At 74.1% G+C, this 13,101-nt stretch carries 13 protein-coding genes; 7 read left to right on the plus strand and 6 right to left on the minus strand.

Annotated features, from left to right (window positions below):
* The first annotated feature begins 50 nt into the window (after nucleotides 1-50).
* The 3 genes from ACHZ99_RS31940 to ACHZ99_RS31950 all read left to right on the plus strand — a co-directional run bounded on the left by ACHZ99_RS31940 (nucleotide 51) and on the right by ACHZ99_RS31950 (nucleotide 1,768).
* A complete protein-coding gene (locus tag ACHZ99_RS31940; RefSeq protein ID WP_420308330.1) occupies nucleotides 51-782 on the plus strand; it encodes a GntR family transcriptional regulator in 732 nt (243 codons plus the stop codon).
* Nucleotides 783-937: 155 nt separating this feature from the next.
* Entirely contained in the window at nucleotides 938-1,351 is a 414-nt protein-coding gene (locus ACHZ99_RS31945; RefSeq protein WP_420308331.1) for an ATP-binding protein, read from the plus strand.
* Between the two features lie 42 nt (nucleotides 1,352-1,393).
* The gene (locus ACHZ99_RS31950; RefSeq protein WP_420308332.1) at nucleotides 1,394-1,768 is read left to right on the plus strand and encodes a holo-ACP synthase; all 375 of its coding nucleotides are present in this window, start codon (nucleotides 1,394-1,396) and stop codon (nucleotides 1,766-1,768) included.
* Between the two features lie 24 nt (nucleotides 1,769-1,792).
* Here the strand turns inward: ACHZ99_RS31950 and ACHZ99_RS31955 are convergent, their stop codons facing one another.
* Entirely contained in the window at nucleotides 1,793-2,038 is a 246-nt protein-coding gene (locus tag ACHZ99_RS31955) for a hypothetical protein (protein WP_420308333.1), read from the minus strand.
* Between the two features lie 122 nt (nucleotides 2,039-2,160).
* Here ACHZ99_RS31955 and coaA point away from each other — a divergent pair, with 122 nt between their 5' ends.
* Together coaA and ACHZ99_RS31965 are read left to right on the plus strand one after the other, a co-directional pair.
* Nucleotides 2,161-3,135 carry a type I pantothenate kinase gene (coaA, locus tag ACHZ99_RS31960; protein WP_420308334.1) on the plus strand — a complete coding sequence of 325 codons (975 nt, stop codon included), beginning with the start codon at nucleotides 2,161-2,163 and terminating at the stop codon, nucleotides 3,133-3,135.
* Between the two features lie 76 nt (nucleotides 3,136-3,211).
* Nucleotides 3,212-4,207, plus strand: a complete 996-nt coding sequence (locus ACHZ99_RS31965; protein ID WP_420308335.1) for a DUF389 domain-containing protein — start codon at nucleotides 3,212-3,214, stop codon at nucleotides 4,205-4,207.
* Between the two features lie 103 nt (nucleotides 4,208-4,310).
* Here the strand turns inward: ACHZ99_RS31965 and glmM are convergent, their stop codons facing one another.
* From glmM to ACHZ99_RS31985, 4 genes are all read right to left on the minus strand, one after another.
* Nucleotides 4,311-5,675: a phosphoglucosamine mutase gene (glmM, locus tag ACHZ99_RS31970; protein WP_420308336.1), complete on the minus strand. Its 1,365-nt coding sequence runs from the start codon at nucleotides 5,673-5,675 to the stop codon at nucleotides 4,311-4,313.
* Nucleotides 5,676-5,854: 179 nt separating this feature from the next.
* Nucleotides 5,855-6,352, minus strand: a complete 498-nt coding sequence (gene rpsI, locus ACHZ99_RS31975; protein ID WP_420308337.1) for a 30S ribosomal protein S9 — start codon at nucleotides 6,350-6,352, stop codon at nucleotides 5,855-5,857.
* A gap of 41 nt (nucleotides 6,353-6,393) precedes the next feature.
* Entirely contained in the window at nucleotides 6,394-6,837 is a 444-nt protein-coding gene (gene rplM / locus ACHZ99_RS31980) for a 50S ribosomal protein L13 (protein WP_420308338.1), read from the minus strand.
* Nucleotides 6,838-7,086: 249 nt separating this feature from the next.
* Entirely contained in the window at nucleotides 7,087-8,718 is a 1,632-nt protein-coding gene (locus ACHZ99_RS31985; protein ID WP_420308339.1) for an ABC-F family ATP-binding cassette domain-containing protein, read from the minus strand.
* Between the two features lie 125 nt (nucleotides 8,719-8,843).
* On the opposite strand from ACHZ99_RS31985, the gene ACHZ99_RS31990 reads away from it, so the two are divergent.
* A complete protein-coding gene (locus ACHZ99_RS31990; protein WP_420308340.1) occupies nucleotides 8,844-9,710 on the plus strand; it encodes a hypothetical protein in 867 nt (288 codons plus the stop codon).
* 93 nt (nucleotides 9,711-9,803) lie between these two features.
* On the plus strand, nucleotides 9,804-10,766 hold the full coding sequence (locus ACHZ99_RS31995; RefSeq protein WP_420308341.1) for an NAD-dependent epimerase/dehydratase family protein: 963 nt from the start codon (nucleotides 9,804-9,806) through the stop codon (nucleotides 10,764-10,766).
* Nucleotides 10,767-10,814: 48 nt separating this feature from the next.
* Here ACHZ99_RS31995 and ACHZ99_RS32000 read toward each other — a convergent pair whose 3' ends face one another.
* Nucleotides 10,815-12,629 (minus strand): glycoside hydrolase family 3 protein, encoded by a 1,815-nt coding sequence (locus ACHZ99_RS32000; protein ID WP_420308342.1) that lies wholly within the window; start codon nucleotides 12,627-12,629, stop codon nucleotides 10,815-10,817.
* Nucleotides 12,630-13,101 lie beyond the last annotated feature (472 nt).

A 13,101-nucleotide genomic window follows, 5' to 3' on the forward strand; every position in this document is an offset into this window, starting at 1 on the left:
CTTGACCGGTGGACCAGTCCAGTTTCGAGCGGAAAGCATCAGGAGGGCCCATGGCCGTGCTGAAGTACGAGCAGATCGCGGACTGGATCCGGGCACGGATCACCGAAGGCGAGTTGACGCCCGGCGCATTGGTGCCCTCGCAGCGGGAGTTGTGTGAACGATGGGGCGTTTCGCGCGCCACCGCCATCAAGGCGATGGACGTGCTGCGACTCGACGGGGTGATCGACCGGGAGCGGCAGGGCCAGGGCTTCAGGGTCGTGGAGACGCCGCTGGCCCGGCCTGCCGGGCACCGGGCTTCGGGGAGCAGCCGGCTGGCGGGCGGGCATCCGTTCCGCCGCGTGGGGCGCCCCGGTGACGAGGAGCCGCCGCCGCACATCGCGCAGGCGCTGGAGCTGGGGCCCGGTGGGCGGGCGCTGCGCAGGGACCGGCTGGTGGTGCTGGAGGACGACACCCCGTTGACGTACGTGAGCGCGTGGTTTCCCCCGGACGTGGCCGAGGCGTGCCCCCGGCTGGCGCAGGCGGGCCCGCTGGCGGAGGGCACCACGCACTACGTGACCCGCCGGACCGGCCGCCCGCCGGCCCGCGGCGTCGACACCGCGGGCGTGCGGCTGGCCACGGCGGCGGAGGCGGAGCGGCTGGAACGGGCGCTGCCGCTGGCGGTCGCGGTGGAGCTGCACACGGCGTACGACGGCGACGGGCGGCCGCTGGTGTGCGAAGAGGGCGTCACGCCCGGGGAGTTGTGGGAACGCAGCGACCAGTACCCGATGGGCGGAGATCACTGAGCGTCGCTTGACTGGACCGGTCCACCGGACCACTATGAGTCGCGGCATCACTACTGATCGCGCTCACCATTCAGCGAGGCACCATGCCCACCACGCCCTTACGGCCCACCGTGTCCCCCAGTCCCGTCAACCCTCCGTTCAGCACCTGGGGACGCATGTATGAACCCAGCCCGCGCACGGCCCACCAAGCGCGTAGGGACGTCGCCGCCGCCCTCGCCGCCTGGGGTGTCGGCCAGGCGGCCATCTGCGACGCCACGCAGGTCGTGGCCGAGCTCACCGGCAACGCCGTGCGACACGGCCGCGTACCCGGCCGTCGCTTTCTCGTACGGATCACCCGCGGGGCGGGCCGACTGCAGGTGGAGGTCGATGACGCCGCCTCCACGCCACCCACCGTGATGCGCGCGCCTGACGAGGCGGAGGGCGGCCGGGGGCTGCGGATCGTGGACGCGCTGGCCGACGCGTGGGGAGTGGCCCCGCGGGCCTCCGGCATCGGCAAGACCGTCTGGGCGATCGTTCGGTACGGGCCCGTCCCTGACGGCCGCGGCTCGGAAGCGGCGGTCGCACCCTGACAGCGCCGCGGCGCGGTGGCGTCACCGGTTACCCTGCCGCGCATGAGCGGAATCGTCGGAGTCGGCATCGATGTCGCCGAGGTGGGGCGGTTCGGGGCCGCGTTGGAGCGGACGCCGGAGTTGCTCGACCGGTTGTTCCTGCCCGCGGAGCAGGTGCTGCCCGACGGGGAGCGGCGGGGGGTGGCTTCGCTGGCGGTGCGGTTCGCGGCCAAGGAGGCGCTGGCGAAGGCGCTGGGGGCGCCGGCGGGGCTGCACTGGCACGACGCCGAGGTGTGCGTGTACGACAACGGGCGGCCCCATCTGCGCGTACGCGGCACCGTCGCCGCGCGCGCCGCGGAGCTGGGGGTGCGCAGCTGGCACGTGTCACTGAGTCACGACGCCGGCGTCGCCTCCGCCGTCGTCATCGCGGAGGGCTGAGCGGCAGAGCAAGCCCAGAGGGGCTCATCTGCCCCACGCCAGCCGCTCCACCGCCTCCTCCAGCAGGTCCAGGTACTCGACCTCCTCGCACCGCGGCTTGCTGCCCACCCGGTACAGCTCCAGCGACTCCGCGAGGTCCTCCCCCAGGTCCTCGTCGGGCAGCGCCGCCGCGAGGTCTTCGAGGATCCGGCCCGCGAGTTGCTCCCGCGCGGCTCGGGCGGCCGCCGACCGGTTCGGTCTTCGGCGCCATACGGCATGCAGTACGGACATCTCGCCCCCGAACGCCCAGGATTCGAATACGCATACGAACCCTAGCCTTCCGCTCCGGTCCAGACCAGAGGTACGGCGACCCCACCCGCGCGCGCCCGCCCGGCCCCGCGCACAATGGCCCCGTGGCCTCGCCGTCGAGCACGTACAGCTCCTCCCCCTACGTCGATCTCTCCCGCGCCGAGTGGAGCGCCCTCCGCGACCGGACCCCGCTGCCGCTGAGCGCCGCCGAGGTCGAAGAGCTGCGCGGCCTCGGGGACGTGGTCGACCTCGACGAGGTACGGGACGTCTATCTGCCGCTCTCCCGGCTGCTCAACCTGTACGTCGGCGCCACCCACGGCCTCCGCAACGCCGTCAACACCTTCCTCGGCGGCCCCGGCGGGACCGCGAAACCGCAGGCCGGCACCCCCTTCGTCATAGGTCTCGCCGGCAGTGTCGCCGTGGGGAAGTCCACCGTCGCGCGGCTGCTGCGGGCGCTCCTGGCCCGCTGGCCCGAGCACCCGCGCGTGGAGCTGGTCACCACCGACGGCTTCCTGCTGCCCAACGCCGAGCTGGAGGCCCGCGGGCTCATGGCGCGCAAGGGCTTCCCCGAGTCGTACGACCGCCGCGCGCTGACCCGCTTCGTCGCCGCCGTGAAGTCCGGGAAGGACGAGGTCACCGCCCCCGTCTACTCGCATCTCACCTATGACATCGTCCCCGGCGAGCGGCTGAAGGTGCAGCGCCCGGACATCCTCATCGTCGAGGGCCTCAACGTCCTGCAGCCCGCCCTCCCCGGCCACGACGGCCGCACCCGCGTCGCGCTCGCCGACTTCTTCGACTTCAGCGTGTACGTCGACGCCCGTACCGAGGACATCGCGCGCTGGTACATGGAGCGGTTCCGCACGCTGCGCGAGACGGCGTTCCAGAACCCGCTCTCGTACTTCCGCCGCTACGCCGACGTCCCGGAGGCCGAGGCGACGGCGTACGGGGAACGCAACTGGCGCACCATCAACGAGCCCAACCTGCGCCAGAACATCGCCCCGACCCGCGGCCGCGCCACCCTCGTCCTCCGCAAGGGACCCGACCACACGGTCCAGCGGCTCTCCCTGCGCAAGCTGTAGCACGCGGAGGGCCAAGGAGGGCAAGGAGGGCGCGGAGTGCGCGGGACCCGCCCCCCGCAGCCGTTAGCCTCCCCCCATGCTGCACCTGCGGATCCAGTGCCCCGCGGCCCGCACCGACGAGGTCGTCGGGCTGCTGCGCGACACCGTCGGCACCGCCCACCTCGCCGTGCTCCGCGGCGCCTCCCTCGACCCCGCCGGCGACGTCGTGATGTGCGACGTCGCCCGCGAGGCCGCGGACAGGCTGCTGGGGGAGCTGCGCGGCCGCGGGCTGTACGACGACGGGGCCGTCTGCGTCGACCACGTCGGCCTGACGCTTTCGCGCCGCGCCGACCGGGCCGAGGAGGCCGCCCCGGGGGAGGCGGCGGACGCGGTGGTGTGGGAGTCGCTGGTCGAGGAGACGCACGAGGAGTCGGCGCTGTCGGTCACGTTCCTCGCCATGCTCGGGGTCGCGACGCTGCTCGCCGCGTGCGGGGTGATGATCGACAGCGCGATCCTCATCGTCGGCGCGATGGCGCTGGGGCCGGAGTTCGGGCCGGTGGCGGGGGTGTGCGTGGCGCTGGTGCAGCGGCGGCCGCGGCTGGCGGGGCGGTCGCTGGGGGCGCTGCTCGCCGGGTTCGCGGTGGCGATGGCGCTGACGGTGGCGTTCAGCACGGTGATGGACGCCTTCGGGATGTTCACGGCGGGGCATCTGGACGCGGCGCGGCCGCAGACGGGGTTCATCTGGGCGCCGGACCGGTTCTCGTTCGTGGTGGCCCTGCTGGCGGGTGCGGCCGGCACGCTGTCGCTGACGTCGTCGAAGTCGGGGGCGCTGGTCGGCGTCGCGATCTCGGTGACGACGGTGCCGGCGGCGGCCAACGCGGCGGTGGCGCTGAGCTACGGCCAGTGGGACCAGGCCCGCGGCTCGTCCGGGCAGCTGCTGCTCAACCTGCTGGGCATCGTGGTCGCGGGGACGCTGACGCTGCTGGTGCAGAAGGGGTTCTGGGCCTGGCACACGGAGCAGACGCTCGGCGAGCACGTGCACCGCGTGCAGCAGTCGCGCGCGGCGCACCACCACGGGCACCGGGGGCTCTGAGCGCGGTACGCCGTACGCGGCCGGGGGCACCCGGTCCCGTACGGCGTACGGGGCCGCGCCCTCAGCCCAGTGCCCCCAGCCCAGTGCTCCCAGCCCAGCGCCCTCAGCCCAGCGCCGACTTCACCACGTCCGCCAGCCGCCCCGCCACCGACCGGGCCTGGTCGATGTCCGCGGCCTCCACCATCACCCGCACCACCGGCTCCGTCCCCGACGACCGCAGCAGCACCCGCCCCGTGGCGCCCAACTCCCGCTCCGCCTCGACGACCGCCTGGCGCAGCTCCGCGGAGTCGGCGACGCGGGCCTTGTCCACGTCCCGTACGTTGACCAGCACCTGCGGCAGCCGCTCCATCACCGCCGCCAGCTCCGCCAGCGGCCGGCCGGTGGCCGCCACCCGGGAGGCGAGCAGCAGGCCGGTGAGCGTGCCGTCGCCGGTGGTGGCGTGGTCGAGGACGATGACGTGGCCGGACTGCTCGCCGCCCAGCGCGTAGCCGCCGCGCTTCATCTCCTCCAGCACGTAGCGGTCGCCGACCGCGGTCTGGATCAGCGCCACGCCCTCCCGCTCCAGCGCCAGCTTGAAGCCGAGGTTGGACATGACGGTGGCGACGACGGTGTTCTTGCGCAGCCGGCCAGCCTCGCGCAGGCCGAGTGTGAGCACGGCGAGGATCTGGTCGCCGTCGATCTCCCGGCCGGCGGCGTCGACGGCGAGGCAGCGGTCGGCGTCGCCGTCGTGGGCGACGCCGAGGTCGGCGCCGTGTTCGACGACGGCGGCGCTGAGCTGGTCGAGGTGGGTGGAGCCGCAGCCGTCGTTGATGTTGAGGCCGGTGGGGTCGGTGCCGATGGGGACGACCTCGGCGCCGGCGCGCTGGAACGCCTCCGGGGAGACGCGGGCGGCGGCGCCGTTGGCGCCGTCGACGACGACCTTGAGCCCGTCGAGGCGGTGCGGCAGCACGCCGAGCAGGTGGGCGACGTAGGTGTCGAAGCCCTGCTCGTACGACTCGACGCGGCCGACGCCGGCGCCGGTCGGGCGCTCCCACGGCTCGCCGCGCGCGTGCTTGCGGTACAGCGCCTCGATGGCGTCCTCCAGCTCGTCGGAGAGCTTGTGGCCGCCGCGGGCGATGAACTTGACGCCGTTGTCGGGCATCGGGTTGTGGCTGGCGGAGAGCATGACGCCGAGGTCGGCGCCGAGCGCGCCGGTGAGGTACGCGACCGCGGGGGTCGGCAGCACGCCGACGCGCAGCACGTCGACGCCCGCGCTGGCCAGTCCGGCGACGACGGCCGCCTCCAGGAACTCTCCGGACGCCCGTGGATCGCGCCCGACCACCGCCTTCGGGCGCTGGCCGGCGGGCCGGGCGGTGTCGGCGATGGCGAGCACGTGTGCCGCCGCCACCGACAGCCCGAGGGCCATCTCCGCGGTGAGGTCCGCGTTGGCGACGCCGCGCACGCCATCGGTGCCGAAGAGTCGTCCCACTGATCTCCTCCGAGTGCTCGCGAGTGCTCAAATCTGAGCGAATACGATCGGCTACAGACCGTAAAAAGTCCTTACGTGACCATACCCGCCGACCGTATGCCGACCATACAAGCGCGCCCCGGCGCCCTCCCGGATCTCTCCGGGGGCCGCCGGGGCTGAGCACACTAGCAGTACGATGATCAGCGCTTGCTGTACTGCGTCCCCTTGCGGGCCTTCTTCAGACCGGCCTTCTTCCGCTCGACCGCGCGGTCGTCACGGGTCAGGAAGCCGGCCTTCTTCAGCGCGCCGCGGTTGTTGTCGGCGTCCGCCTCGTTCAGCGCGCGGGCCACGCCCAGGCGCAGCGCGCCGGCCTGGCCGGAGATGCCGCCGCCGGCGATGCGCGCCACGACGTCGTAACGGTCGTCCAGCTCCAGCACCTTGAACGGCTCGTTGACTTCCTGCTGGTGCACCTTGTTCGGGAAGTAGCCCTCAAGCGTGCGGCCGTTGATCTTCCACTTGCCGGAGCCGGGGACGATGCGCACCCGGGCGATGGCGTTCTTGCGGCGGCCGGTGCCCGCGGCCGGCTGCGGGTCACCGAAGTGCGCCGCGACCGACTCGGTGGTGTAGTCCTCGGCGGGCGTCTCGGTGGTGTACTCCTCGACGTCCTCGACGGGCGCCTCAGCGGTGGTCTCAGCCACGATTCTCCTCAGCTTCTCTGTCTCTAGGGGTGTGGCCGGGACTACTGCGCGACCTGGGTGATCTCGTACGGGACCGGCTGCTGGGCGGCGTGCGGGTGCTCGGCACCGCGGTACACCTTCAGCTTGCTGAGCATCTGACGGCCCAGGGTGTTCTTCGGGAGCATGCCGCGGACGGCCTTCTCGACGGCCTTCTCCGGGTTCTTGTCCAGCAGCTCGTCGTAGCGGACGGAGCGGAGACCGCCGGGGTAGCCGGAGTGGCGGTAGGCCAGCTTCTGGGTCCGCTTGTTGCCGGAGAGGTGCACCTTGTCGGCGTTGATGATGATGACGAAGTCACCAGCGTCGACGTGAGGCGCGTACACCGGCTTGTGCTTGCCACGCAGCAGCTGGGCGACCTGGGAGGCCAGGCGGCCCAGTACGACGTCGGTGGCGTCGATGACGTGCCACTGACGCTGGACGTCGCCGGGCTTGGGGCTGTACGTACGCACGGTCGTAGCCTTCGCTTCTTCAGTGGGTGTTCTCTGACAAGGTCACCCGGAGATCACGGCAGCAGTAGACCGCGCCGGCGACGCAAACCGACGGCTGATCGCTGATCAATCGTCCTGGTGGACCAGGCGTAACGGCCTCACGCGTGAGAACGAGCAGCCAATACGCACAACAATCCAGCAGAATACCGGGGCCCGCGGCACCAGGTCAAAACACCCCCGCACCGCCCCGGGCCCCCGGACCGCCGCGGATCAGCGCCGCCGGGCCACCCGCCCCTCGTCCCACACCGGCTCCGGCGTCTCCCGGACCCGGCCGTCCGCGCCGAAGAGCAGGTAGCGGTCGAAGCTGCGCGCGAACCACCGGTCGTGCGTCACCGCCAGCACCGTCCCCTCGTACGCCTCCAGCCCCTCCTGCAATGCCTCCGCGCTCTCCAGGTCCAGGTTGTCCGTGGGCTCGTCCAGCAGCAGCGCCGTCGCCCCCGCCAGCTCCAGCAGCAGGATCTGGAACCGCGCCTGCTGACCGCCGGAAAGCCGCTCGAAGGGCTGCTCCGCCGCCCGGTCCAGCTCGTACCGGCGCAGCGCCGGCATCGCCGCGCCCTTGTCCTTCGCGTGGTCCTTCCACAGGATGTCCAGCAGCGAGCGCCCCCGCAGCTCCGGGTGCGCGTGGGTCTGCGCGAAGTGCCCCGGCACCACGCGCGCGCCCAGCTTCCACGTCCCGGTGTGGGCCACGGCCCCGCCCGCGGGGTCCCCGGCCAGCAGCCGGAGGAAGTGCGACTTCCCCGAGCCGTTCGAGCCGAGCACCGCGACCCGCTCGCCGTAGAAGACCTCCAGCGAGAACGGCCGCATCAGCCCGGTCAGCTCCAGGTCCACGCAGGTGATCGCGCGCATCCCGGTCCGCCCGCCGCGCAGCCGCATCCGGATGTCCTGCTCGCGCGGCGGCGCCAGCGGCGGGCCCGCCTCCTCGAACTTCCGCAGCCGCGTCTGCGCGGCCCGGTAGCGCGAGGCCATCTCGGCGTTGTACGCGGCCTTCTGCTTGTACATCATCACCAGGCGCTTGAGCTTCGCGTGCTCCTCGTCCCAGCGCCGGCGCAGCTCCTCGAACCGCTCGAAGCGCTCCCTGCGCGCCTCGTGGTACGTCCCGAAGCCGCCCCCGTGCACCCACACGTCGCTGCCCGCGGCGCCCGGCTCCACGCTGACGATCTTCTCCGCGCTGCGCGCCAGCAGCTCCCGGTCGTGGCTGACGAACAGCACGGTCTTCGGCGTCTCGCGCAGCCGGTGCTCCAGCCACAGCTTGCCGGGCACGTCCAGGTAGTTGTCCGGCTCGTCGAGCAGCAGCACCTCGTCCGTACCGCGCAGCAGCGCCTCCAGCACCAGCCGCTTCTGCTCGCCGCCCGACAGCGTGCGCACCTCGCGCCACTGGGCGCGCTCGTACGGCACGCCCAGCGCGGCCGTCGTGCACTTGTCCCACAGCGTCTCGGCCTCGTACCCCCGGGCCTCCGCCCAGTCGCTCAGCGCCTGCGCGTAGGCGAGCTGGGCGGGCTCGTCGTCCCGCTCCATGATCGCCAGCTCGGCCTCGTCGACGGCCGCGGCGGCGGTACGGATCCGCGGCTGGGCGACGGACACCAGCAGGTCGCGCACCGTACGCTCGTCCCGCACCGAGCCGACGAACTGCGGCATCACACCCAGCCCGCCGCCCGCCGCCACGCTGCCGCCGTGCGGCTGCAACTCGCCGGCGAGCAGCCGCAGCAGGGTCGTCTTCCCCGCCCCGTTCGCCCCCACCAGCGCCGCGGCCGCGCCCTCGCCGACGCGGAACGAGACGCCGCCGAGCAACGGCCGCCCGTCCGGCAGGTAGTACTCCAGGTGCGCGGCCTCCAGATGTCCCATGCCCCCATCCTCGCGGCCCGCGGCGGCGCGGTGAAACGGGTTTTCCCCGCTCACCGGGCCACCCCGCCCCCACCGGCCCCGGCACCGCCGTCCGGGTGCCGGCGCGCCCGGATAAGATGCCCGCCATGAGCTTCGGGCAGGGGGGCTACGGCGGCCCCGGGGGGCAGGGGCAGGGATCGGGCTTCGGCCCGCCGGGATCCGGCGGGCCCGCGCCCGACTGGGGCGCGCTCGCCGACTCCGCGGCGGCCGAGCGGCGCCGCAAGCGGCGGCTGCTCACGATCGTCGGCGGCGCCGTGGCCACGGTGGTGATAGCGGGCGCCGTGGCCGCGGCCGTCGTCACCACCTCCGGGGGCGACGACGACCCGTCGAGCAGCGCCTCGAAGGACCGGATATCCGGCGCCGCGAGCGACAGCGGCAAGGGCGACCCGTCGTTCTCGTCCGTCGCCCCGCCGCCGGACCCCAAGGAGTTCATCGCCTCCGCCGACAAGGACACGGCCCCGCTGACCGTCGACAGCTTCTTCCCCAACGCGAAGATCACCGTCAGCGGCCACACGTACGAGCGCCGGGCCACCCACAGCACCCGCACGTGCACCGCCGCCGCCTCCACCAAGCTCGGCAAGGTCCTCACCGCCAACGGCTGCGACCGGCTCATCCGCGCCACCTTCACCCGCGACGGCAGCGCCGTCACCGTCGGCGTCGCCGTCTTCGCCGACGAGGGCCCCGCAGGCCGCGCCGCCGAGCAGGCGAACGGCAACCTGGAGTCGCTGCCCGGCGACGGCGTGCCCGAGTTCTGCCGCGCCACCGCCTGCCGCCTCACGAGCAACACCCTCGGCCGCTACGCCTACTTCACCATCGCCGGCTACGTGAACGGCAAGGCCGTCACCGCCGACGACACCCCGACCAGCGAGGCGGTCCGGGACACCGGCGCGTACGTGTACCGCCGCATCATGGACCGCGGCCGGGAGCAGGCGCTCAAGTCCACGGAGCAGTAGACCCCGCCCGCCCGCGGCCCATCCGGGGGGCGGCACCCACCGAAAGGCGCAGCCGGTGTGGTGCGCAGCCGGGTGCGGTGGTCGGCTGGGGACATGAGGATCCTGGTCATCGGCGCCACCGGCGCCCTCGGCAGCCGCCTGGTGCCGCTGCTCACCGCGGCCGGCCACACCGTCGTCGGCACCACGACGAGCGAGGCGAAGAAGGAGCGGCTGCGGGCGGCCGGCGCGGAGCCGGTCGTGCTCGACGTACTCGACGCCGCGGCCGTACACGAGGCCGTGGGCGACACCGCCCCCGACGTGCTCGTCCACGAGGCCACCGCCCTGTCCTCCGGCATCGACGTGCGCGCCCGCGACCTCCGCCGCCTCGACAACGCCTTCGCCGGCACCAACCGGCTGCGCACCGAGGGCACCGACAACCTGCTGGCCGCGGCGACGGCGGCCGGCACCCGGCGGTTCGTCGCGCAGAGCTTCGCCGGCTGGCCGTACGCGCGCGAGGGCGGCCGGATCAAGACCGAGGAGGACGCGCTCGACCCCTCCCCGCCCGGCGGCGCCGAACAGACCCTCGCCGCCATCCGCCACCTGGAGGACGCCGTCACCTCCGCCCCCGGCATCGAGGGCCTCGTCCTGCGCTACGGCGGCTTCTACGGCCCCGGCACGTCCCTCTTCCCCGGCGGCGAGCAGGCGGAGATGGTACGCAAGCGGCGCCTCCCGGTGGTGGGCAGCGGCGACGGCGTGATGTCGCTGGTCCACATCGACGACGCCGCGGAGGCGACGGCCGCGGCGGTCGAGCGCGGCGCCCCGGGCATCTACAACGTCACCGACGACGACCCGGCGGCGCAGCGGGAGTGGGTGCCGCGGCTGGCGGCGGCGATGGGCGCGCGGCCGCCGCGAAGGGTGCCGGTGTGGCTGGCGCGGCTGGCGGCCGGGCCGTTCGTGGCGGAGGTGATGACGGACGGCAGGGGGGCGGCGAACGACAAGGCGAAGAGCCAGCTGGGGTGGCGGCCGGCGCATCCGACGTGGCGCGACGGCTTCCGGCAGCTGTTCCCGGCCCGGTAGGGGGAGGGGGCCGCCGGTCGGTACGGCGCTTCGTACCGGGCGCGCCCCTCAGTACGGCCGCAGTCCGTGCCCGTACCGGAACAGCGGGTCCGCCCCCGGCGCGCGCGACACCGCCGCGTCCGCCGCCCGCCGCGGCCACGTCACCGGCAGCCGCCCGCGGAACCCCGCCCCGAACAGCGTGTCCGTGATCCCCCGCGCCTCCGTACCCGGCAGCCACGCCGCCACGAAGGCGTCCGTCCGCTCCAGCGCGTCCCCCAGCACCACCGGCCGCCCGGAGTACAGCACGCCCACGCACGTCTTCGCGCGCCCGCACACGTCCGCGAGGTCCGCCTCGTTCTGCTCCCCCAGCGCCAGCGTCCCGGAGTCCCCGAACCACTCCGCGTACGGGTCCTCGCCGCCCACCCAGATCCCGACGTCGCCCCGCCCCTCCGTCGCCACCTCGATGTCCGTCCCGGCCGTCGCCCGCCGCAGCGCCTGAAGGAACGTCGTCCCCTCCGTCGTCCGCCCCGTACCGCCCTGCCAGCCGACCGACCAGCCGCCGAGCTGCCGCCCCAGGTCGTCCGCGCCGTTGCCGCCGACGACGATGCGGTACGAGCCGCGCCGCGGCAGCGGCAGCGCGCCGCCCTCGTTGCGGAGGAGCACCTGCGAGGCCCGTACCGCCTCCCGGGCGACGGCCCGGTGCGCGGGCGAGCCGACCTCGGCGGTCAGGGCGGGGTCGGTGAAGGGGTCGTCGAAGAGCCCGAGGCGTTCCTTGACGTCCAGGATGCGGCGCACGGCGTCGTCCACGCGCTTGCGCGGAATGTCACCGCTCTCCACACCCTCGACGATCGCCCGGTGCACGCCGCGGTAGTCCCGGGAGACCATGACCATGTCGATGCCGGCGTTGACCGCGCGGGCGACCTGGGCGGCCAGGTCCTTGCCGGGGAGCTGCTGCACGGCGTCGTAGTCGCTGACGACGAAGCCGTCAAAGCCCAGCTCGCCCTTGAGCACGCCGGTGAGCAGCCGCCGGTCGCCGTGGGTCTTGACGCCGTGGACGCTGCTGTAGCTGGCCATGACGGAGCCCACGCCGGCGGCGATCGCGTCGCGGTACGGCGCGAGGTGCACCCGGCGCAGCTCGGCCTCCCCGACCCGTACGTCGCCCTGGTCGAGCAGCCGGCCCTCCCCGGCGGCGCTGCCGAAGGCGGTGCCGCCGTCGCCGACGAAGTGCTTGGCGGTGGCCAGGACGGAGCCGGGCCCGAGCGCGTCGCCCTGAAACCCCCGCACGGAGGCGGCGCCCAGCTCGCCGACGACCCCGGGATCCTCGGCGTAACCCTCGTACGTCCGCCCCCACCGCACGTCCCGCGGCACGCACACGCACGGCGTGAACGCCCACCGCACCCCGGCGCCCAGCGTCTCGTCCCGCGCGACACGCTCGGCGCGCTCGACGAGGCCCGGGTCGCGGGTGGCGCCCATGCCGATGTGGTGCGGGAAGATCACCGACCCGGTGACGCCGCTCATGCCGTGCACGGCGTCGGCGCCGTAGAGCAGCGGAATGCGGAGTCTGCTGCGCAGGGCGGCGCGCTGGAAGCGCTCGACCATGCCGGCCCAGGCGGCGGCGTCGTTGCCACCGCGGCGGGGGCCGCCGTCGTCGCCGGCGCTGAGCATGGCGCCGACGCCGAGGCGGGCGAGGTCGCGGGGATCGTCGAGGAAGGCGTTCTGGAGCTGGATCATCTGACCCGCCTTCTCGGCGAGGGTCATGCGGGAGAGGCAGTCGTCGACGCCGTCGCAGCCACCGCGGCGGGCGGGCGGAGCGGCGCCGGAGGAGGCGGCGCAGCCGGCGACGAGGGTGAGGAGGAGGACGCAGAAGACGGCCTTGAGACGCATGGGACCACCCAACCGACGCGGTGCCCACGAAGGGCCACGCCACACGGCACAGCGACAGCACGTCACCCGCGAGGCGGCGGAGGCCGGGAGCCGGCGGGGGCGGGGGCAAAGCCCCACAGGCTCCCAGGGCCGAAGCCCTCGGAGGAGGCCCACACAGGGCCCAGAACGGAAGTCCTCCAAGGGGCCCGAGGCCGAAGCCCTCAGACAGGGCCCGGGGCCGAAGCCCACAGCAGCCCGGGGCGCAGCCCCCGCATGGGGCCCGAGGCCGAAGCTCTCCAGGCGGCCTGGGTGCGCAGCCCCCCACAGGGGGCCCGGGGGGACGCAGCCCCGCACGGGACCCGGGGCCATAGCCCCCCGCAGGGGGCCCGAGGCCGAAGCCCCCACACGGGGCCCGGGGGGCAAAGCCCCCGCACAGGGCCCAGGACCGAAGCCCCGCAGGGGGCCCGGAGGGCGAAGCCCCCGCACAGGGCCC

It is taken from the genome of Streptomyces sp. MAR4 CNX-425, from assembly GCF_048656465.1.
In the GTDB taxonomy this organism is placed as follows: Bacteria; Actinomycetota; Actinomycetes; order Streptomycetales; family Streptomycetaceae; genus Streptomyces.

Bases quoted from the DNA above. Each gene is read 5' to 3' on its own strand.
- ACHZ99_RS31940 (WP_420308330.1), top strand. From the start codon at position 51: ATGGCCGTGCTGAAGTACGAGCAGATCGCGGACTGGATCCGGGCACGG.
- ACHZ99_RS31945 (WP_420308331.1), top strand. From the start codon at position 938: ATGTATGAACCCAGCCCGCGCACGGCCCACCAAGCGCGTAGGGACGTC.
- ACHZ99_RS31950 (WP_420308332.1), top strand. From the start codon at position 1,394: ATGAGCGGAATCGTCGGAGTCGGCATCGATGTCGCCGAGGTGGGGCGG.
- ACHZ99_RS31955 (WP_420308333.1), bottom strand. From the start codon at position 2,038: ATGTCCGTACTGCATGCCGTATGGCGCCGAAGACCGAACCGGTCGGCG.
- ACHZ99_RS31965 (WP_420308335.1), top strand. From the start codon at position 3,212: ATGCTGCACCTGCGGATCCAGTGCCCCGCGGCCCGCACCGACGAGGTC.
- ACHZ99_RS31985 (WP_420308339.1), bottom strand. From the start codon at position 8,718: ATGGGACATCTGGAGGCCGCGCACCTGGAGTACTACCTGCCGGACGGG.
- ACHZ99_RS31990 (WP_420308340.1), top strand. From the start codon at position 8,844: ATGAGCTTCGGGCAGGGGGGCTACGGCGGCCCCGGGGGGCAGGGGCAG.
- ACHZ99_RS31995 (WP_420308341.1), top strand. From the start codon at position 9,804: ATGAGGATCCTGGTCATCGGCGCCACCGGCGCCCTCGGCAGCCGCCTG.
- ACHZ99_RS32000 (WP_420308342.1), bottom strand. From the start codon at position 12,629: ATGCGTCTCAAGGCCGTCTTCTGCGTCCTCCTCCTCACCCTCGTCGCC.